The following is an 18,250-nucleotide window of genomic DNA, read 5'->3' as shown; positions in this document are numbered from 1 at the left end:
CGCCAACCTCGCCAAGACCAAGTTCCTGGCCGCCGCCAGCCACGACCTGCGCCAGCCCGTGCAGTCGCTGGTGTTCTTCACCTCGGCCCTGTCGGCGCAGCTGCCCGACGGGCCGGCGCGCACCATGATGCGCGACATGGAAATGGCGGTCGACGCGCTGAAGATGCTGCTGGACAGCCTGCTGGACGTGTCGAAGCTGGACGCCGGGGTGGTGGCGGCGCAGCCCATCGTCTTCCCCGTCGGCACCATCCTGGCGACCATGCGCGCCAACTACGCGGCCGTGGCGGAGAACAAGGGGATCACGCTGCGCGTCGTGCCGTCCAGCGTGGTGGTGCGCTCCGACCCCGCGCTGCTGGGGCGGCTGGTGCAGAACCTGGTCGACAACGCGCTGCGCTACACCAGCCGGGGAACCATCCTGCTGGGCGCGCGGCGGCGCGGCGAGACGTTGCGCGTCGAGGTGTGGGACACCGGCATCGGCATCGCGCCCGAGATGACCAGCGAGATCTTCGAGGAGTTCACCCAGATCGGCAACCCCGAGCGCGACCGCACGCAGGGCCTGGGCCTGGGGCTGGCGATCGTCAAGCGGCTGTCGCGCCTGCTAAGCCACCCGGTGGGCGTGCGCTCCATCCCCGGGCAGGGGTCGGTGTTCTGGGTGGACGTGCCGGCGGTGCCGGCGGCCCGCCCGCGCGCCGCCGCAGCCGCCACGATCGCCGCCGCCGGGACCGCGCACCGCGGCACCATCGTGCTGATCGACGACGAGCCGGTGGTGCTGTCCAGCCTGCGCGCGCTGCTGATGGGTTGGGGCTACGAGGTGGTCGCCGCGACGTCCGCGGCGGAGGCGGTGGCGCTGTTGCAGGCGTGGCCGAAGCCGCCCAGCATCATCCTGGCCGACTACCGCCTGCGCGAGGGGCACACGGGCACCGAGGCGATCCGCGACCTGTGCCAGTTGTACCACCAGGTGATCCCCAGCATCATCATCACCGGCGACACCGCGCCCGAGCGCCTGCGCGAGGCGGAGGCCAGCGGCATCAGCGTGCTGCACAAGCCGGTGACGCCGCCGGTGCTGCTGAACGCGCTGACCGAGACCATCGGCAGTGCCTGAAGGGAATAGCCGCACTCCATCCGGGGTCTGACCTCCGGCCCAGGAACTATGCCGGGCGTCGCGGCGTTAGCGCCTTTTGCCGGCTGGGCAACGGCCCCCGCGCCCGATACAAGCGGCGCGCGAAAAACCCCCGGCAAGGAGGACCCGTGACCCGCCTGTACTGCGCCTGCTGCGGCCGACCCTTCGAACGGAAGACCCGGCGCGGCCCCGCCCCGCTCTATTGCTCCGACGACTGCCGCCGGCAGATCGCCGTGCGCCGCCGGATGTGGAGCCGGGCGTGGGGCCGGGTGGAGGGGGGCCGGCCGGAGCGGCCAGGGAACGGCGACCAGAGGGGCGACCGGCCGGATCTGGCGGCGTGAGTTTTCCCGCCACGCCCGTCCGCGACGACGCGGCCTTTGCCAGCGGGCGCGCGACGCGGCATCATCGGCGGCAACCGACACACAACTGGGGGGAGCAGAACGCATGAACGGCCGCATCACGACCGAGCGCCAGGGGCGCGTCCTCGTCGTCACCATGGACGATCCGGCCAGCCGCAACGCGCTGGGCGCCGACATGATGGCGCAGGGGCGCGAGGCCATCGACCTTGCCACCCAGGACGACGGGATCGCCGCCGTGGTGATCGCCGGGGCGGGCGGCGCCTTCAGCTCGGGCGCCCACCTGTCGCGCCTGTACAACCACCGCAGCAAGGCCCGCTTCGAGAACCGCGACGGGATCGAGCGCTTCCACGGCTGGATCCGCGCCATGCGCGACTGCCCCAAGCCGATCATCGCCGCCGTCGAGGGGCCGGCGGCGGGTGCGGGCTTCGCGCTGGCGCTGGCGTCCGACCTGATCGTCGCGGCCGAGGACGCGGAGTTCCTGACCGCCTACCTGCGCGTCGGCCTGACGGCGGACGGCGGCATCTCCGCCTCGTTCGCGCGGGCCATCCCGCCGCAGCTGGCGGCCGAGTTCATGTTCGAGGGCGGGCGCATCGGCGCGCAGCGCCTGCACACGCTGGGCGTGGTCAACCGCATCGCCCCGTCCGGCCAGGCGCTGGCCGATGCGGTGGCGTGGGCGACGCGGCTGGCCGAGGGGCCGCGGGTGGCGATGGGCCGGGCCAAGCGGCTGATCGATTCCGCCTACGGCTCGATCGCCGCCCAGCTCGGCCGCGAGAGCGACCAGTTCGTCGAAGCCCTGCACCACGCCGAGGCCAGCGAGGGCATCGCCGCCTTCTTCGAGAAGCGCACGCCGAAGTTCGGCGCGGAGTGAGCGATGCTCCCCCTCCCCCGGCGCTGCCGGGGGAGGGGAAACGGTATCACGCCCAGAGGGCGTCGGTGTCGGCACTGGTGGACTGGCCGGTGAGGCCGATGGTCCGCTGCGGCATGGCGAGGCTGAGAAGCTCGCCACCCAGGCCGGAGCGCAGGTCGTCCATGACGTCGTGCACCGCCGTGCGGTCCGGGTTGGTGGTGTCGATGGCGTCCAGCGCCGTCTGCGCCTGGGTCAGGACCGCGCGCTGCGCGTCGTCCAGCGCCAGGAAGCCGGTATCGGCCAGCGTGTGCAGGTCGCTCGCCTGCTCGTTCAGCGCGGCGAGGCCGGCGTCGGACAGCTTGGTGAAGTCCTCGATCAGCACGTCGCAGAGGTCGTCGGCCACCGTCTTCAGCGTCGTCTGCTCGGCCGTGGAGACCGCACCGTCGCTGTAGATGGTGTTCATGGAGTCGAGCACGCTCTGCAGGCGCGTCGTCGCCTCGGCCGACAGGCTGTCGCCCTCGTTCTCCAGGAAGGTTTCCAGCTTGTCCACGGCCTTGGCCATGACGGTGGCATGTTCCGTGTCGCCGCTGCCGTCGCCCAGCGTCTTGTCGCCGTTCTGGGCGACCGAGCGCAGGTCGCGGATCGTGCTCTCCAGCGCGCGGACGTAGGCCTGCGGCAGGTCGGTGCCGCCGGACTGCACCGCCTCGTCCAGCGCGTCGGCAATCTTATCGATGCGCGTCGCGGTGGTGCCGGTGGCGGTGAAGCCGCCGTCGCTCAGCACGTCGTCCACCCAGGTCGACACGGCGTCCACCGACGGCGGGCCGCCCGCGCCGTGCCCTTCCCCGCCATGGCCGCCGCCCGGACCGCCGCTGGTACCGCCGCTCATACCCCCGCCCGGGCCACCCTGGCCGCCGCCCGCCGGGCCGCCCATCCCACCCTGCCCACCGCCGGGGCCGCCCTGCATCCCGCTTCCCTGCGTGCCGGCCGTCTGCGCGCCCATGGTGGTCGGGCGGGTCATGTTCATCGTCGCCATGGCTCGATCTCCTCTCGCATCGTGTTGGTGGGAATTTTTCCCACTCGGTAACGCCAAGACTGCGTGGGAAATTTTCCCGCGTCAACCGGAAAATGCATGGACGCCGGCAACGGGTGCGTTATTCTGTGGGCAGATATCCCACGGCCAATCGAGGCGGCACGCGCATGGACCCGGCGACGAAGGACACGGAGGCTACCCTGGGCGGCCCGCCGTCCGCCGTTCTGGCGGCCGTGCGGCGGGTGCTGGGGCCGCTCGTGCGGGTGCTGATCCACTTCGGCATCACCTTCCCCACCCTGTCCGGCCTGCTGAAGACCGTGTACGTCGAGGTGGCGGAGCGCGACTTCGCCCTGCCCGGCAAGCCGATGACCGACAGCCGCGTCACCCTTCTGACCGGCGTGCACCGCAAGGACGTCAGCCGCATGCGCGCCCCCGGCGAGGCGGCGGCCGATGCGGCGCCGGTGTCGCCGTCGCTGGGCGCGCAGGTGCTGGGCGCATGGCTGGCGCTGGCCGGGTACCGGGCGGCGGACGGCGGCCCCCGTCCCCTGCCGCGCGCCGGGGAGGGGTCGTTCGAGGCGCTGGTCGAGGGCATCAGCAAGGACATCCGCCCGCGCGCCCTGCTGGACGAGCTGCTGCACGCCAAGCTGGTGCGCGAGCGCGCCGACGGCCTGCTGGAACTGGTGGTGTCCGCCCACCTGCCGCGCGGCGACCTGGACAAGACCGCCTATTATTTCGGCCGCAATCTGGCGGACCACGTGGCCGCCGCCGGGGCCAACCTGACCGGCGGCGCGCCGCGCCACCTGGAGCGCGCGATGTTCCACGACGGGCTGTCGCAGGCCTCCGTCGAGGCGCTGCGCGCGGAGGCCGAGCGCCGGGGCATGGAGCTGCTGGTCCACCTCAACGCGCTGGCCACCGAACTGGCGGAGCGCGACGCGCGGGCGGGCACCGGCGGGCATCGCTTCACCACGGGGCTGTATCTGTACGACCGGCCGGAAGAGAGCGGGGGGACGGGGGCATGAGGCGCATCGCACGGATACTCGCCCCGCTTCTTCTGCTGGCCGCCGCCTGCGGCGGGCCGGTGGGGCAGACCACGGACCGGGGAATCGGCGGGACGGGGGCGGCCGTGACCGGACCAGCCGTGACCGACCGGGGGATCGGCGGCACGGGGATCGCCGTCACCGACAAGGGAATCGGTGGCACCGGCATTGCCGTGACGGACAAGGGCATCGGCGGCACCGGCATCGTCGGCACGGTCACCGCCTTCGGCAGCATCTGGGTCAACGGGCTGGAGGTCGAGGTGCCGGCCGGTGTCGCCGTGCAGGTCGAGGGCCGGCCGGCCGGGGCGGACGCCTTGCTTCTTGGCCAGACGGTGGCGGTCGCCGCGCAGCCGGGTGGCCCGACGGGCCTGGAGGCGCGCTCGGTGGAGGTTCGCTACGCCGTGGCCGGCCCGGTGGAAGCGGTGGGCGACAACGGGAACGGCGGCACGCTGACGGTGCTGGGCCAGCGCGTGACGCTGGACAGCGCGCTGGTGGCGGTGGAGCCGAAGCCCGGCGCCTGGGTGGCGGTGAGCGGCCCACGCCGGCCGGACGGCACCATCGCCGCCGGGCGCATCGACCCGTGGGACCCGGCGCGCGGCTGGCTGCTGCGCGGCGCGCTGGAGGCGGCGGACGCCGCGACGGTGACGGTCGCCGGCCGGACGCTGCGCCGCGCGGCGGTGGCCGCCCTTCCGGAGACCGGCGCCACGGTGCGCGCGGCCGGCCGGGTGGAGCGCGGCGGCGTGCCGGTGTTGGAGTCGGCCACGGCCGACCCGCAGAACCCCTTCGGCACGGCGGTGCGGGCGCTGTCCGTGGAGACGTTCGTCGATGGTGCCCGCGTGGTGGTCGACAGCGCGGTGGACTCCCGCGGCGGCGTGCAGGGCGTGCGCAGCCGCCCGGCACCCGGCATCGGCGAGGCGCGCGGCCCGCAGGGCGGCCCGCCGGGGACCGGGCCGGCCGCCGGGCCGGAGGGCGCACCGGCGGGGCCGGGTGCGGCACCCCCGGGCGCGGCGATGGGACGGCCGGGGCACGCCGTCGGTGCCGGGACGGGGCTTGGCGCCGGCCGAGGGCCGGGCGGACCGGGCGGCGGTCCGGGGGGGCCGGGTGGTGGTCCGGGTGGCGGGCGCGGCGGTGGTGGCGGTGGGCGCGGCGGGCGGTGAGGTAAGGATAAGGATGAGGTGTGGGTTGGGTTGAGCCGTCGGCGAAGCCCAACCTGCGGATCGTAGCGCGGAAAACGCGAAAGGCCGGCGCAATGGCCGGCCTTTGGTGTCGCGTCGATGTTCCCCGTAAGGGAGAATGGAGCGGGCGAAGGGATTCGAACCCTCGACCCCAACCTTGGCAAGGTTGTGCTCTACCCCTGAGCTACGCCCGCGCTCCGCACGCGGCCGGTGGTCCCGGCGGCGTGCGGCGGACTATACAGCGCGGCCGTCGCAATGCAAGCCTGAATGTTGCGTTTTTTCGCACCCCCTGGACGCACACCCGCACGCCACGGTAAAAGCCCAGCATGGCCCACACCGCACACGCCAATTCCGAGCCCCTGCCGACCTCGCCGGAGCAGCTTCTGGCGCGGCTGGACGAACTCGGCATCCGCACCGTCACGCACGCCCACCCGCCGCTGTTCACCGTGGAGGAGAGCAAGGCGCTGCGCGGCGAACTGCCGGGCGGGCACTGCAAGAACCTGTTCCTGAAGGACAAGAAGGACCAGCACTGGCTGGTCGTGGCGCTGGAAGACGCGCCGGTCGCGCTGAACAGCTTCGACAAGGTCATCGGCTCGGCCCGGCTGTCGTTCGCCTCGGCCGAGCGGCTGTGGGCGCGGCTGGGCGTGCGGCCGGGGTCGGTCACGCCGTTCGCCCTGGTCAACGACACGGAGCGCACGGTCAACGTGGTGCTGCAGCAGGCGATGCTGGAGCACGACCCGCTGAACTACCACCCGCTGCTGAACGACCGCACCACGGCGATCCGGCCGGACGACCTGCTGCGCTTCATCCGCGCCTGCGGGCACGAGCCGCGCATCGTGGATTTCGGCCGGCACGGATGAGGCCGGCAATCTTGTTTCGCGCGCACCCCGCGCTCATTTAAACGGACAGTCTGGAAAAGGGATACTGCACGCCATGTTCTCGCCCCCGCCCGCCAACAACGGCAACGCCCCGATGTCCGCCGCCGGCGCCGACCTGATCAAGGAAGGCACCGACCGCTCCTTCATGGCCGACGTGATCGAGGCGTCGCGGTCGGTGCCGGTCATCGTCGATTTCTGGGCGCCGTGGTGCGGCCCGTGCAAGCAGCTGGGCCCGGCGCTGGAAAAGGCCGTGCGCGCCGCCAAGGGCGCGGTGAAGATGGTCAAGATCGACACCGACCAGCACCCGATGATCGCCCAGCAGCTGCGCGTGCAGTCGATCCCGGCCGTCTACGCCTTCTTCCAGGGCCGCCCGGTGGACGGCTTCGTCGGCGCCCTGCCGGACTCGCAGATCAAGACCTTCGTCGACCGCCTTGTGAAGCTGGCCGGCGCCGGCGGCGCCAACGGCGGCGCCCAGGAGATGCTGGACGAGCTGCTGGCCCACGCCAAACAGGCGCTGGAAGAGGGCGACATGCACACGGCCGCCGAGGTCTACAACCGCATCCTGGAGGCCGACCCGGAGAACGCGCCGGCCTACGCCGGGCTGGTGCGCTGCCTGATCGCCGCCAAGGACCTGGAGCAGGCCAAGGAGATGATCGCCGCGGCGCCCGAGTCCATCGCCAAGGACAAGGAGCTGCTGGCCGCCAAGAGCGCCATCGAGGTGGCCGAGCAGACGCAGAACGTCGGCCCCATCGCCGAGCTGATGGAGAAGGTGGCGCACGACAAGAACGACCACCAGGCGCGCTTCGACCTCGCCATGGCGCTGTACGCCGCCGGCAAGCGCGAGGCGGCGGTGGACGAGCTGCTGGAGCTGGTGCGCCGCGACCGCACCTGGAACGAGGACGCCGCGCGCAAGCAGCTGGTCAAGCTGTTCGAGGCCTTCGGCCCCACCGACCCGCTGACCATCTCCGCCCGCCGCCGCCTGTCGTCGGTGCTGTTCAGCTAAACACCGCTTCTGTCGCAGGATACCGGCACCCGCGGACGCGAGTCCGCGGGTGTTTTCGTGAGGGGTGGGGGAACCGGAGCGTGATACGGGCGGCGCCTGAGGGCGCCGTCCGTATCACCCTCTCGCCCCTTGCTGCGCAAGGGGCTGCCGGGCTCTACCGGCGGCGCGCAATGGAAGCCAATCAAGCGCCGCCGGTATGACATTGCGCGCGCGTCCTGTTCCCTTTCCCCATCGGCCCTATATTCGTCCGCATGAGCCGAACGCCTTTCGAACCCACCGTCGAACGCCTGCCGCGCGAGATCCCCGTGTTCCCGCTGTCGGGCGTGCTGCTGCTGCCGCGCGGGCGGCTGCCGCTGAACATCTTCGAGCCGCGCTACCTGGCCATGGTCGAGGACGCGCTGGCCGGCGACCGCATGATCGGCATGATCCAGCCGACCGACCCGGCCTCGCGCGCCAAGGCGCCGGCGCTGTACGAGACGGGATGCGCCGGGCGCATCACCAGCTTTTCCGAAACCGACGACGGCCGGTTCCTGATCACGCTGACCGGCGTGTGCCGCTTCTCCGTCCTGCGCGAGCTGCCGGCGGCCGACGGCGGCTACCGCCGCGTGGTGCCGGCGTGGGAGCGCTTCGCCGCCGACCTGGAGGCGGACGAGACCAACGCCCCCGGCGCCCCCGGCGCGCTGGACCGCGAGCGGCTGACCGCCGGGCTGAAGTGCTATTTCAAGGCGCAGGGCATCCAGGCCAACTGGGACCACATACAGTGCACGCCGGACGAACGGCTGGTCACCTCGCTGGCCATGGTCTGCCCGTTCGAGGCGTGCGAGAAACAGGCGCTGCTGGAGGCGCCGGACCTCGCCGAACGCGCGAAACTCTTGATCGCGCTGATCGAGATGGCCATTCTCGACGGCCGGGAAGGCGACCGCACGCTGCACCGCCACTGATCATCGAACAGAACGCCAGAAGGCAGGCCAGGAACATGAGCGCACAGGGCCCCGAAGAAACGTCGACCGAGGGCAAGAACCAGGCGCGGGTCGATCCCAAGCTGCTGGAGATCCTCGTCTGCCCGCTGACCAAGGGGCCGCTGCGTTTCGACGCGCAGGCGAACGAGCTGATCAGCGACCGCGCCGGGCTGGCCTATCCAATCCGTGACGGCATCCCCATCATGCTGATCGACGAGGCGCGCCGCATCGACGAGCACGCCGGCAAGGCGGGCTGATGTCCACGATCGAGGCCAAGATGGAGCAGGACGAGCGGGGCACGAAGCACTGGCCCACCGAGGTGCGCCTCAAGAAAGAGGAAAAGCGCCTGGAGATCGACTTCGACGACGGCAAGACCTTCTCCTACCCGGCCGAATACCTGCGCGTGCTCAGCCCCTCGGCCGAGGTGCAGGGGCATGGGCCGGGGCAGAAGATCACCCAGTGGGGCAAGCTGCACGTCGGCATCATGCGGCTGGAGACGGTCGGGCGCTATGCGCTGAAGATCGTCTTCGACGACCTGCACGACAGCGGCATCTACACCTGGAACTACCTGTACGAGTTGGGCCAGGACCAGGAGCGGCTGTGGGCCGAATACCTCGCGGAGATCGAAGCGAAGGGCTTCAGCCGTGAGCCGAGGGTGCGGTGGGCGTCGAGCGAGGGCTGATCCGCACCCTGGACGCCATCGTCGTCTACGACCTGGAGTACACGGCCTGGGAGGGCTCGCACGCGCGCCGCTGGAGCGGACCGGGCGAGCACCGGGAGTTGGTGCAGATCGGCGCCGTGCGCGTGCACCCGCGCGACGGGTTCGCCGAGTCGGCGGCGTTCTCGCTGCTGGTGAAGCCGCGCATCAACCCGCGGCTGAGCGGGTATTTCACCGACCTGACCGGCATCACCCAGGCCGCCGTCGACGCCGATGGCGTCGACTTCGCCACGGCGGTGGAGCGATTCGCCGTCTTCCTCGACGGGGCGGCGCTAGCGCTGGCCAACGGCGTCGACCACGACGTGCTGGTGGAGAACGGCCGCCTGCACGGCGTGCCCCTGCCCTTCCCCGACGCGCTGTTCGTCAACGTGGCGCCGTGGCTTCGCGCCGCGGCGGGCGGCGTGGCGGTGTCGAGCGGGGCGCTGCACCGGCACTTCCCCGGCGTGCCCGAACTGCAGGCGCACGACGCGCTGTCGGACGCGCGCATGGTGGCGTTGGCGGTGAAGCGGGTGGCCGAACAAGCTTGAGACGGAGAGCGCCTGACGGCGTGACGCGGTGACGCACCTGGGGAGCGAGTCCGCTCTTGCGCATTCTCCTAAAATTTTATACAAAAGATATGCGAATGCGATTTACCGCCACGGCGTTCCGAAGGGAGGCGGAGGCACCATGAGTTCGACGGGCACCATGGGTTCGAGCGATTGGCTCGACCACCGTCTCGCCCAGCGGCAATGGGCGGCTCGGCAACGGGTTGCGGCCCGCGGGCTGGAGCAGGTCCGCAAGCGCCGGCTGTGGCTGCGCGACATGGCGCGGGCGGCATTGGCGGTGTCGCTGATCCTGCTGGCGGTCCTGGTGGTGGAGATCGGCCGCAAGGCGATCACGGTCAAGTCACACGCCGCCGCGGCCCTGCCCGTGGCAGAGTGGTCCCTGCCGGGTTGAGAAACCGCCCCCAGCCCAGCCCCTCTTCCGTCCGGTCCGGACGGGTCCCTCCTTTGGCCAGGCTCCGGATTCCGGCGGCCCGAACGGAGGAGGGGTCGGGCTGGGGGTGGTTTTCCACTTCCCCTCACATCCCCGCCAGCACGCCTTCCAATTCCCGCACGGACTCGATGCGGCGGTAGCCGTCCTCGGGCGGGTCGGCGTGTTCGTGGGCCCAGGTCAGGTGATAGGGGACGTGCACGGCGTGGCCGCCGATGGCCAGCACCGGCAGCACGTCGGAACGCACCGAGTTGCCGACCATCACGAACCGCGACGGCTCCACCCCGTGCCGCTCCAGAATGCGGCGGTAGGTGTCGGGGTCCTTCTCGCTGACGATCTCCACCGCGGCGAAGCGCTCGGCAAGGCCGGAGCGGGCCACCTTGCTCTCCTGGTCGAACAGGTCGCCCTTGGTGATCAGCAGCAGGCGGTGGCGGGAGGACAGCCGCTCCACCACCTCGGCCACGCCGTCCAGCAGTTCCACCGGGTGCTCCAGCATGGACTTGCCGAATTCCACGAGGCTGCGCAGCGCGCGCGGGTCGACCTGGGCGTCGGTGATGTCGATGGCCGTCTCGATCATGGACAGCACGAAGCCCTTGATGCCGTAGCCGTAGAACCGCAGGTTCGCGCGCTCCGTATCCAGCAGGCGGCGGTCGAGGTCGGCCGGGTCCACCGCGTGCGCCAGCAGCGCGCGGAAGCGGTCCTGCGTCATCGAGAACAGCGATTCGTTGTGCCAGAGCGTGTCGTCGCCATCAAAGGCGATGGTGTCGATCATGATGGATGCGCGTCCCGGCGGTGGTAGCGGGATCGAAGAGGTAGGCCCTCCTTGGCGGACAGGCAAGCCACTGCCCATCTATGAAGAAGCGAGGCATCCAGGGGGTGGCCATGGAATACGACATCCGCGCGGGCATCGCCGCCCTGCCGCACAGCCCCATCGCGCTGATCGCCGAATACGGCCGCGACCGCGCGGGGCTGATCCCGCTGTGGTTCGGCGAAGGCGACGTGCCGACGCCCGACGTGATCGCCGAGGCCGGCATCCGCGCCATCCGCGACGGCGAGGTCTTCTACACCCACCAGCGCGGCCTGCCCCGCCTGCGCGAGGCGCTGTCGGACTATCTGGGCCGGGTGCACGGCGTGCCGGTGGGGGTGGAGCGCATCACCGTCACCTCCTCCGGCATGACAGCCATCATGAAGGTCATGCAGACGCTGATCGACCCAGGCGACGAGGTGGCGGTGGTCAGCCCGATCTGGCCGAACGTCACGGCGTCGGTAAAGGTGATGGGCGGCGTGCCGCGCGCCGTGCCCATGCGGTTGGGCAACCACGGCTGGGACCTCGACCTGGACGCGCTGTTCGACGCCTGCGGGCCGCGCACGCGGGCCATCTTCGTCAACTCCCCCGGCAACCCGACGGGGTGGATGATGGAACTGGATGACATGCGCCGCGTGATGGAGTTCGCGCGCTCGCGGGGGCTGTGGGTGATCTCCGACGAGGTCTACGCCCGCCTCGTCTACGACCGGCCGGCGGCGCCATCCTTCGTGGAGGTGGCGGAGCCGGACGACAAGCTGATCATCGTCAACAGCTTCTCCAAGAACTGGGCGATGACGGGCTGGCGGCTGGGCTGGATCGTGGCGCCGCCGGCGCTGGGGCCGGTGCTGGAGAACCTGGTGCAGTACTCCACCTCCGGCACGCCGGCCTTCGTGCAGCACGCCGGCATCGCCGCGCTGGAGCACGGCGAACCCTTCCTGGTGGAGATGGTGGACCGCTGCCGGCAGGCGCGCGACGCGGTGTGCGCGGCGCTGGAGCGGCTGCCCAACGTGCACAGCACCTGCCCGCCGGCCGCCTTCTACGCCTTCTTCCGCGTGGACGGCGAGCGCGACAGCATGGCGCTGGCCCAGCGCATCATCGACGAGGCGGCCGTCGGCCTCGCCCCCGGCACGGCCTTCGGCGAGGGCGGCGAGGGCTACCTGCGCCTGTGCTTCGCCTCGCGCCTGGACCGCGTGGAGGAGGCGATGGCGCGGATCGCGGGGGTGTTGGGGTAGAGGGTTCGCGCCGTATTGCCCCCACCCCGCCCCTCCCCTGTGACAAGCCCGCGGCAGCCATCGGGATTCCTCACGGCGGACATGTTCTTTCGGCGGTGGTCAGCCGTTCGCCATAGGCGTAATTATCTTTCTATCGAAAAACGGGGCGCGGCGGCCCGATGCCGACAACAGGCACGGCGGCCCCCCGGCACAAAGAACAGGACACCACCATGGCTACGGCTCTGCATTCGGCCCACACGGGCCGGGGCTCCTTCGGTTTTGCGCTTTCGCACACCATCGAGCACCTCTTCGACACCCTGTCCGTCTGGCACCAGCGGATGGTCACCCGCCACGAACTCGCCCAGCTCGACGAGCGCATGCTGCGCGACATCGGCATCTCCCGCCTGGACGTCGAGGGCGAAGTCTCCAAGCCGTTCTGGCGCGCATGACGCCGGCGCGATTGCCCGAATAAGGCCGCATCCCCCAGGGGACGCGGCCTTTTTCATGCGTGGGCAACGGGGTTGACGTTGGGTTTTCGCTGCGCTCAACCCAACCTACGTGAGACGTCCGGGTAGGTTGGGTTGAGCGCAGCGAAAACCCAACGACTGAGCGCACCAATGAAGAAGGCCGCTTTCCTTGCGGAAAGCGGCCTTCTTCGTGTCCGGGAGGGACCGGGTCGTCAGATGCAGTACTGCTCCAGCGGCGCGAAGCCGTTGAAGGCCACCGCGGCGTAGGTCGTGGTGTAGGCGCCGGTGGCATGGATGCGCACGCGGTCGCCGGGCTTCAGGTCCAGCGGCAGCTTGTACTCGGCGCGCTCGTACATCACGTCGGCGCTGTCGCAGGTCGGGCCGGCGAGGATCACCTCCTCGGCATCGTCCGTGCGGTCGCCCAGCACCTCGATGGGGTACTGGATCGCCTCGTCCATCGTCTCGGCGAGGCCACCGAACTTGCCGATGTCCAGGTAGACCCAGCGCTTGGTGTCGGTGGCCGACTTGCGGCTGACCAGCACCACCTCGCTCTCGATGATGCCGGCGTTGCCGACCATGCCGCGGCCGGGCTCGACGATCGCCTCGGGCAGGTGGTTGCCGAAGTGGCGACGCAGGCTGTCGAAAATCGCCTGGCCGTAGGCGGTCGTCTCCGGCACGTCGGAGCGGTAGCGGGTCGGAAAGCCGCCGCCCAGGTTGATCATGCCCAGGTCGACGCCCAGCACCTCAAGCTCGCGGAACAGCATCGCCACCTGATGGATGGCGAGGTCCCACTGCATCAGGTCCTTCTGCTGCGAGCCGACGTGGAACGACACGCCCCACGGCTCCACGTCCATGTCGCGGGCCTTCAGCAGCAGCTCGCGCGCCATGGTCAGGTCGCAGCCGAACTTGCGCGACAGCGGCCACTCGGCGCCCTCGCCCGACGTCAGGATGCGGCAGAACACGCGCGCGCCGGGGGCGGCGCGGGCGATCTTCTCCAGCTCCGCCTCGCTGTCGAAGGCGAACAGGCGCACGCCCAGCTCGTAGGCGCGGCGGATGTCCGCTTCCTTCTTGATGGTGTTGCCGTAGGAGATGCGGTCCGGCGTGCAGCCGGCCGCCAGCACCATCTGGATCTCCGGCACCGACGCGGTGTCGAAGGCGGAGCCGAGACGGGTCAGCAGCGCCAGGACGTCCGGCGCCGGGTTGGCCTTCACGGCGTAGAAGATGCGGGCGTCGGGCAGCGCCTCGGCCAGGTCGTGGTAGTTGCGCTCCACGACGTCGAGGTCGAGGACGAGGCACGGGGTTTGCGGACGTCGCTCCTCGAAGAAGCGCGCAATCTTATCGGTCATCCCAGTCTCCCGGACGGATGATTATGGACGCACAGAGTCTGTGTGTGGGGTCGGGTACGGAGCGGCCGAACGCGCGAAGCAGACCGAAAACAGCCGGTCAGGCGTTCAGGCCGCCCATACTGGACGTGGTCCGTGTATCCGGACTGGTCGGGACGGGGAGTGTTCGGAGCCGGGTGGGCAGCGTGGGCCCACCGACAACAACATGAACCATCGTAACCTCCAAATCGCCGCCTTGCTTAAGGGACGGTCGGAAATCACGCGTTACGTCGTTGCATAACCACAGTCGCCAGAGACAGCGAGGGCGGGCCAGCGGCACGTGCGCTTGCGAGTTCGCGTTACATAGATCGAACGGGCGGCGCTGAAAAGAGAAAAATTCGCACCAAGGCGAAAAAATTGAGCAGCGCCGCACGAGCGCACATGGCCCGTGACAAAAAGGAGGAATTTCATGGGGTTAGGCACGGAGCTGGGGGCCGGGGAGATCGCCGTGCGGATGCTGCTGGCGGTGCTGTGCGGCGCCGTGCTGGGCTTCGACCGGGAGGCGCGCGGCAAGGCGGCGGGCTTGCGCACGCAGACGCTGGTGGCGCTGAGCGCCGCGGCCACGACTCTGGTGGCGCTTCAGATGTACGCCGACGTGGCGAAGACCGGGCACGGCGGCGACGTCGACCCGACCCGCGTCATCCAGGGGTTGGCGCAGGCCATCGGCTTCATCAGCGCGGGCGTCATGTTCCAGAAGGGCGTCAACGTGCGCGGCGTCACCACCGCGGCGGTGATCTGGATGGCCGGCGCGCTGGGCATCGCCTGCGGCGCCGGGCTCTATTGGGTGGCGGGGCTGGGCCTGGGGCTGAGCCTCCTGGTCTCGATCGGCTTCACCTGGCTGGAGCGCCGCCTGTTCCCGGAGGGAGCGCGGGAGGAGGAGTGACCAGCAGCCGGTGGAACGCGGCCGCCCCCAGCGCCACCAGGGCGACGGCGCCCATCATCGGGCGCGAGGTGCCGTCGTGCAGGTGGCCGACCAGGATGCCGACCACGGCGGCCAGCCCCATCTGAGCGAAGCCCAGCAGCGCCGAGGCCAGCCCGGCCATGGTGGGATACGGGCCGACGGCGCCGGCCATGGCGTTGGGCAGCGTCAGCCCGGCGCCCAGGTTGAAGACGAACAGCGGCAGCACGATGGCCGGCACGGAGACGATGCCGCTCCACGCCAGAGCGGCTCCGACGAGGCCGCCCACGGACGACACGGCGGTGCCCAGGCGCACCATGCGGTGCCCGCCCACCCGCAGCGTCAGCCGCCCTGCCAGGAAGCTGCCCGCCGTGTAGCCCAGCACCACCACCGCGAAGCTGAGGCCGTAGGCGGCCGGCGACAGGCCGACGCGCTCGATCAGCACGAAGGAGGAACCGGAGATGAAGGCGAAGATGCCGCTGTAGGTGCAGGCCGCGGTGAGCGCATGGCCGCCGAAGCCGCGGTCGCGGAACAGGCGCAGGTAGTTGGTGAGCAGGCGCGAAGGCCGCAGCGCCTCGGCGTCGCGGTGCACGTTGGTTTCGCGCAGCAGCGTCGCCGTCGCCGCCAGCACCGCCACGGCGATGACCGCCAGCGTGACGAAGTTGGCGCGCCAGCCGAAGGCCTGCGTCAGCATGCCGCCCAGCACCGGGCCGACCGCCGGGGCCAGAGTCATCGCCATGGACATGTAGGCCAGCACGGTGGCCGCGCGGTCGCGTTCGAACACGTCGCGCACCACGGCGCGCGCCACCACCGGCCCGCAGCACGCCCCCAGCGCCTGGAAGAAGCGCGCGACGATCAGCTGGCCGACGCTGTCGGCGAACACGCAGGCGACGCTGGCCACCAGATAGATGGCGATGCCGCCGAGCAGCGCCGGCCGCCGGCCGAAGCGGTCGGACACCGGCCCGTAGACCAGCTGCGACACGGCGAAGCCGACCAGGAACACCGACAGGGTGAGCTGCACGGTGGCGATGTCGGTGTCGAAGACGCCGACCAGTGCCGGCAGCGACGGCAGGTAGAGGTCGGTCGACAGCGGCCCGAAGGCGACGAGCGCGGTCAGCAGGACGCGGACGACCAGGGAATCGGAACGGGTCATCACCCGTACCGCAGCAGGCGCGCGCCGTTGGCGCGCAGCCATGCGCGGGGGGCCTTCACGTCTGCGGTCAGGCCGGCGCACAGCGCCCAGAAGCGGGGGGAGTGGTTCATCTCCTTCAAATGCGCCACCTCGTGCGCGACGACGTAGTCGAGCACCGCGTCGGGCGTCAGGATCAGCCGCCAGGAGAAGGACAGCCGGCCGGTGGAGGAACAGCTGCCCCAGCGCGAGCGCGTGTCGCGCACCGTCACCGCGGCGACGCGGGCGCCCAGCCGCGCGGCCTTGTCCCGCGCGCGGGCCGCCAGTTCGCGCTTGGCCTCAGCGGCCAGGAAATCGCGCACGCGGCGCGCCACGTGCTCCGGCTGGCCGCCCACCAGGAGGACGCCATCCTGGCAGCGGGTGCCGCCGCGCAGGTCCGGCGTGTGGCGCACCACGTGGTCGACGCCCAGCACCGGCACCACGGCGCCGTCGGCGAACGGCAGCTGCGGCGGCAGGGCCGCGAGTCGCTCCCGCACCCAGCCGTCGTGGCGGGTGACGAAGCGCTGGATCTCGCGGTCCGGCAGGCCGACGGGGACCACCACCTGGATCAGGCCGCGCCCGGCGTCCACGCGCAACGTCATGCGGCGCGCGCGGGCACTCTCCCGCAGCTCCAGCGGAACCGGCAGGCCGGCGATGGCGAGGGCGCGGGGGGGCGTGCGACGATTCGTCATGGCTCCTTTATAGACCGGTGCGCCGGGCGCATGCCAGCGGGTCCCGCAAGGGGTCGGAGGCCGTATGATGCGGTGCTTGCGCATTTGTCTCGACGCTCGTGACAAATGTCACATTTGACTCGGCAGGGAATGTCACAGAATAGTCCCGCCTCAGTTCTCCACCGGAGCCGGGTTGCCGTGGATAAGAATAGCAAAGACGCATCGAACGAAAGTTATAATACTGACGTCAGTGCAGAGCAGCGACGCGCCAACATGAACCGCCTGATCGCAACGGCCAGCCACGACCTGCGCCAGCCGTTCCAGGCCATGCAGCTGTTTCACCACCTGCTGATGGGGCGGATGCCCGACGCCTCCTCGCGCGAGCTGTGCGAGAAGATGGGCGAGGCCTCGCAGGCCTGCGAGGCGATGATCCGCGCGCTGCTGGACGTGCTGGCGCTGGAAGCCGGGCTGGTGACGCCCGCGCCGCGCGCCTTCCCCGTGGACGACGTGCTGGAACGGCTGTTGAGGGAGTTCGACCCGAAGGCCGACGCCAAGGGCCTGCGCCTGAAGGTCCATCCGGCCGGCGTGGACGTGCGCAGCGACCCGGACCTGCTGGAGAAGCTGCTGCGCCCGCTGCTGGCCAACGCCGTGCGCTTCACGCAGAAGGGGGGTATCCTGCTGGGCGCGCGCCGGCGCGGGAACCGGCTGCGCATCGAGGTGTGGGACACCGGCACCGGCCTTGCCGAACCCGACCTGTCGTCGATCGTGGAGGAGCTGGCGACCGGCCGTTCCGACCGCCGCCGCGGCTTCGGCATCGCCATCGCCCAGCGCACGGCGGCCCTGCTCGACCACCCGATGGCCCTGCGGTCGCGCGCGGGGAAGGGATCGGGCTTCTTCGTGACGGTGCCGATGGCGGGGTGAGGGCTTTTTGAAAATGCGGATGGGCATGGGTAAACGATCCTCTATCCATTCCATCTGTGCCTATCTGTGTTCATCTGTGTCTAAATTTTATTTTCATTCGCGGGCGCCCGCGGCGGAGCCGTTATTTTTTGACACAGATAGACACAGATGAAGAGATGAACTTTATCTTTCATCCGTGTCTCAAAAACCGTCCCACGGCCACGCTTGACGCTCGTCAAGACGGGACCCCACGTTGCGGGGTGTAGGATCGCGTCAGCACCGGAAGATCCCCAGCCATGCCGACCTCCCTGTATCTTGCCGCCGCTCTCCTGCTGTTCGTCAGCCACGCCGTGCCGTCCTGGCCGGGCGTGCGGCCGGCGCTGGTGGCGCGGCTGGGGCGGCCGGGCTTCATGGCGCTGCACTCCGTCCTGTCGCTGGCGGCGCTGACGCTGTTCGTGGTGGCCTACCGCGACGTGGACGCCACGGGCTTCGTCTTCACCCCCGCCGGCTGGGCGCACCCGCTGGCGGTGGCGCTGATGCCCGTGGCCTTCGTGCTGATCGCCGCGCGGCTGTCCACCAGGGCGGGCGAGCCGCTGTCGCCGCACGAGCCCGCGGGCATCTACCGCGTCACCCGTTTCCCCGGCTCGCTG

Annotated in this window: 22 protein-coding genes and 1 tRNA gene; 17 read left to right on the top strand and 6 right to left on the bottom strand. The window is 70.7% G+C overall.

From position 1 onward, the window contains the following. The 3 genes from VED21_RS34930 to VED21_RS34920 all read left to right on the top strand — a co-directional run. A partial coding sequence (locus VED21_RS34930) for a hybrid sensor histidine kinase/response regulator (RefSeq protein WP_324890530.1) occupies positions 1-1,102 on the top strand: 1,102 nt, incomplete at its 5' end. A gap of 146 nt (positions 1,103-1,248) precedes the next feature. Further along, positions 1,249-1,461: a hypothetical protein gene (locus tag VED21_RS34925; RefSeq protein ID WP_324890529.1), complete on the top strand. Its 213-nt coding sequence runs from the start codon at positions 1,249-1,251 to the stop codon at positions 1,459-1,461. Positions 1,462-1,564: 103 nt separating this feature from the next. Beyond that, positions 1,565-2,347, top strand: coding sequence for an oxepin-CoA hydrolase, alternative type (locus VED21_RS34920; protein ID WP_324890528.1), 783 nt, complete (start codon positions 1,565-1,567; stop codon positions 2,345-2,347). Between the two features lie 46 nt (positions 2,348-2,393). Here the strand turns inward: VED21_RS34920 and VED21_RS34915 are convergent, their stop codons facing one another. Then, entirely contained in the window at positions 2,394-3,359 is a 966-nt protein-coding gene (locus VED21_RS34915; RefSeq protein ID WP_324890527.1) for a hypothetical protein, read from the bottom strand. Between the two features lie 164 nt (positions 3,360-3,523). On the opposite strand from VED21_RS34915, the gene VED21_RS34910 reads away from it, so the two are divergent. Continuing rightward, a complete protein-coding gene (locus tag VED21_RS34910) occupies positions 3,524-4,375 on the top strand; it encodes a DUF6502 family protein (protein WP_324890526.1) in 852 nt (283 codons plus the stop codon). Continuing rightward, positions 4,372-5,550 (top strand): DUF5666 domain-containing protein, encoded by a 1,179-nt coding sequence (locus tag VED21_RS34905; RefSeq protein ID WP_324890525.1) that lies wholly within the window; start codon positions 4,372-4,374, stop codon positions 5,548-5,550. The genes VED21_RS34910 and VED21_RS34905 overlap by 4 nt, the downstream gene beginning before the upstream one ends. 137 nt (positions 5,551-5,687) lie before the next feature. Here VED21_RS34905 and VED21_RS34900 read toward each other — a convergent pair. Then, positions 5,688-5,762, bottom strand: a tRNA-Gly gene (locus VED21_RS34900). A 132-nt stretch (positions 5,763-5,894) separates the two neighbouring features. Between VED21_RS34900 and VED21_RS34895 the strand changes: the two genes are divergently transcribed. From VED21_RS34895 to VED21_RS34865, 7 genes are all read left to right on the top strand, one after another. Next, complete coding sequence (locus tag VED21_RS34895) at positions 5,895-6,428, top strand: prolyl-tRNA synthetase associated domain-containing protein (RefSeq protein ID WP_324890524.1); 534 nt, start codon at positions 5,895-5,897, stop codon at positions 6,426-6,428. 73 nt (positions 6,429-6,501) lie between these two features. Continuing rightward, positions 6,502-7,449: a co-chaperone YbbN gene (locus VED21_RS34890; RefSeq protein ID WP_324890523.1), complete on the top strand. Its 948-nt coding sequence runs from the start codon at positions 6,502-6,504 to the stop codon at positions 7,447-7,449. Between the two features lie 251 nt (positions 7,450-7,700). Further along, the gene (locus tag VED21_RS34885; protein ID WP_324890522.1) at positions 7,701-8,390 is read left to right on the top strand and encodes an LON peptidase substrate-binding domain-containing protein; all 690 of its coding nucleotides are present in this window, start codon (positions 7,701-7,703) and stop codon (positions 8,388-8,390) included. A 35-nt stretch (positions 8,391-8,425) separates the two neighbouring features. Continuing rightward, entirely contained in the window at positions 8,426-8,665 is a 240-nt protein-coding gene (locus VED21_RS34880) for a Trm112 family protein (protein ID WP_324890521.1), read from the top strand. Continuing rightward, positions 8,665-9,090, top strand: a complete 426-nt coding sequence (locus tag VED21_RS34875; protein ID WP_324890520.1) for a DUF971 domain-containing protein — start codon at positions 8,665-8,667, stop codon at positions 9,088-9,090. The genes VED21_RS34880 and VED21_RS34875 overlap by 1 nt, the downstream gene beginning before the upstream one ends. Further along, entirely contained in the window at positions 9,069-9,653 is a 585-nt protein-coding gene (locus VED21_RS34870; RefSeq protein ID WP_324890519.1) for an exonuclease domain-containing protein, read from the top strand. The genes VED21_RS34875 and VED21_RS34870 overlap by 22 nt, the downstream gene beginning before the upstream one ends. Positions 9,654-9,810: 157 nt before the next feature. Next, positions 9,811-10,062 (top strand): hypothetical protein, encoded by a 252-nt coding sequence (locus tag VED21_RS34865; RefSeq protein ID WP_324890518.1) that lies wholly within the window; start codon positions 9,811-9,813, stop codon positions 10,060-10,062. A gap of 124 nt (positions 10,063-10,186) precedes the next feature. Here VED21_RS34865 and VED21_RS34860 read toward each other — a convergent pair whose 3' ends face one another. Beyond that, positions 10,187-10,870, bottom strand: a complete 684-nt coding sequence (locus VED21_RS34860; RefSeq protein WP_324890517.1) for an HAD family hydrolase — start codon at positions 10,868-10,870, stop codon at positions 10,187-10,189. Positions 10,871-10,980: 110 nt separating this feature from the next. On the opposite strand from VED21_RS34860, the gene VED21_RS34855 reads away from it, so the two are divergent. Together VED21_RS34855 and VED21_RS34850 are read left to right on the top strand one after the other, a co-directional pair. Next, complete coding sequence (locus VED21_RS34855) at positions 10,981-12,135, top strand: pyridoxal phosphate-dependent aminotransferase (RefSeq protein WP_324890516.1); 1,155 nt, start codon at positions 10,981-10,983, stop codon at positions 12,133-12,135. 209 nt (positions 12,136-12,344) lie between these two features. Beyond that, positions 12,345-12,563 carry a DUF1127 domain-containing protein gene (locus tag VED21_RS34850; RefSeq protein WP_324890515.1) on the top strand — a complete coding sequence of 73 codons (219 nt, stop codon included), beginning with the start codon at positions 12,345-12,347 and terminating at the stop codon, positions 12,561-12,563. A gap of 230 nt (positions 12,564-12,793) precedes the next feature. Here VED21_RS34850 and VED21_RS34845 read toward each other — a convergent pair whose 3' ends face one another. Beyond that, a complete protein-coding gene (locus VED21_RS34845; RefSeq protein WP_324890514.1) occupies positions 12,794-13,927 on the bottom strand; it encodes a type III PLP-dependent enzyme in 1,134 nt (377 codons plus the stop codon). Positions 13,928-14,372: 445 nt separating this feature from the next. Between VED21_RS34845 and VED21_RS34840 the strand changes: the two genes are divergently transcribed. Beyond that, positions 14,373-14,846: an MgtC/SapB family protein gene (locus VED21_RS34840; RefSeq protein ID WP_324890513.1), complete on the top strand. Its 474-nt coding sequence runs from the start codon at positions 14,373-14,375 to the stop codon at positions 14,844-14,846. On the opposite strand, the gene VED21_RS34835 is transcribed toward VED21_RS34840, so the two are convergent. Beyond that, positions 14,794-16,014, bottom strand: coding sequence for a multidrug effflux MFS transporter (locus VED21_RS34835; RefSeq protein ID WP_324890512.1), 1,221 nt, complete (start codon positions 16,012-16,014; stop codon positions 14,794-14,796). The genes VED21_RS34840 and VED21_RS34835 overlap by 53 nt on opposite strands. Further along, entirely contained in the window at positions 16,014-16,721 is a 708-nt protein-coding gene (locus tag VED21_RS34830; protein WP_324890511.1) for a SprT family zinc-dependent metalloprotease, read from the bottom strand. The genes VED21_RS34835 and VED21_RS34830 overlap by 1 nt, the downstream gene beginning before the upstream one ends. A gap of 252 nt (positions 16,722-16,973) precedes the next feature. Here VED21_RS34830 and VED21_RS34825 point away from each other — a divergent pair, with 252 nt between their 5' ends. Together VED21_RS34825 and VED21_RS34820 are read left to right on the top strand one after the other, a co-directional pair. Then, positions 16,974-17,621 (top strand): HAMP domain-containing sensor histidine kinase, encoded by a 648-nt coding sequence (locus VED21_RS34825; protein ID WP_324890510.1) that lies wholly within the window; start codon positions 16,974-16,976, stop codon positions 17,619-17,621. 275 nt (positions 17,622-17,896) lie between these two features. Continuing rightward, a partial coding sequence (locus VED21_RS34820; protein WP_324890509.1) for an NnrU family protein occupies positions 17,897-18,250 on the top strand: 354 nt, incomplete at its 3' end.

Origin of the sequence: Azospirillum sp., from assembly GCF_035627195.1 — a bacterium.
GTDB lineage: Bacteria > Pseudomonadota > Alphaproteobacteria > Azospirillales > Azospirillaceae > Azospirillum.
Note: the sequence above shows the minus strand (reverse complement) of the source record. Positions and strands in the feature narration are given on the sequence as shown.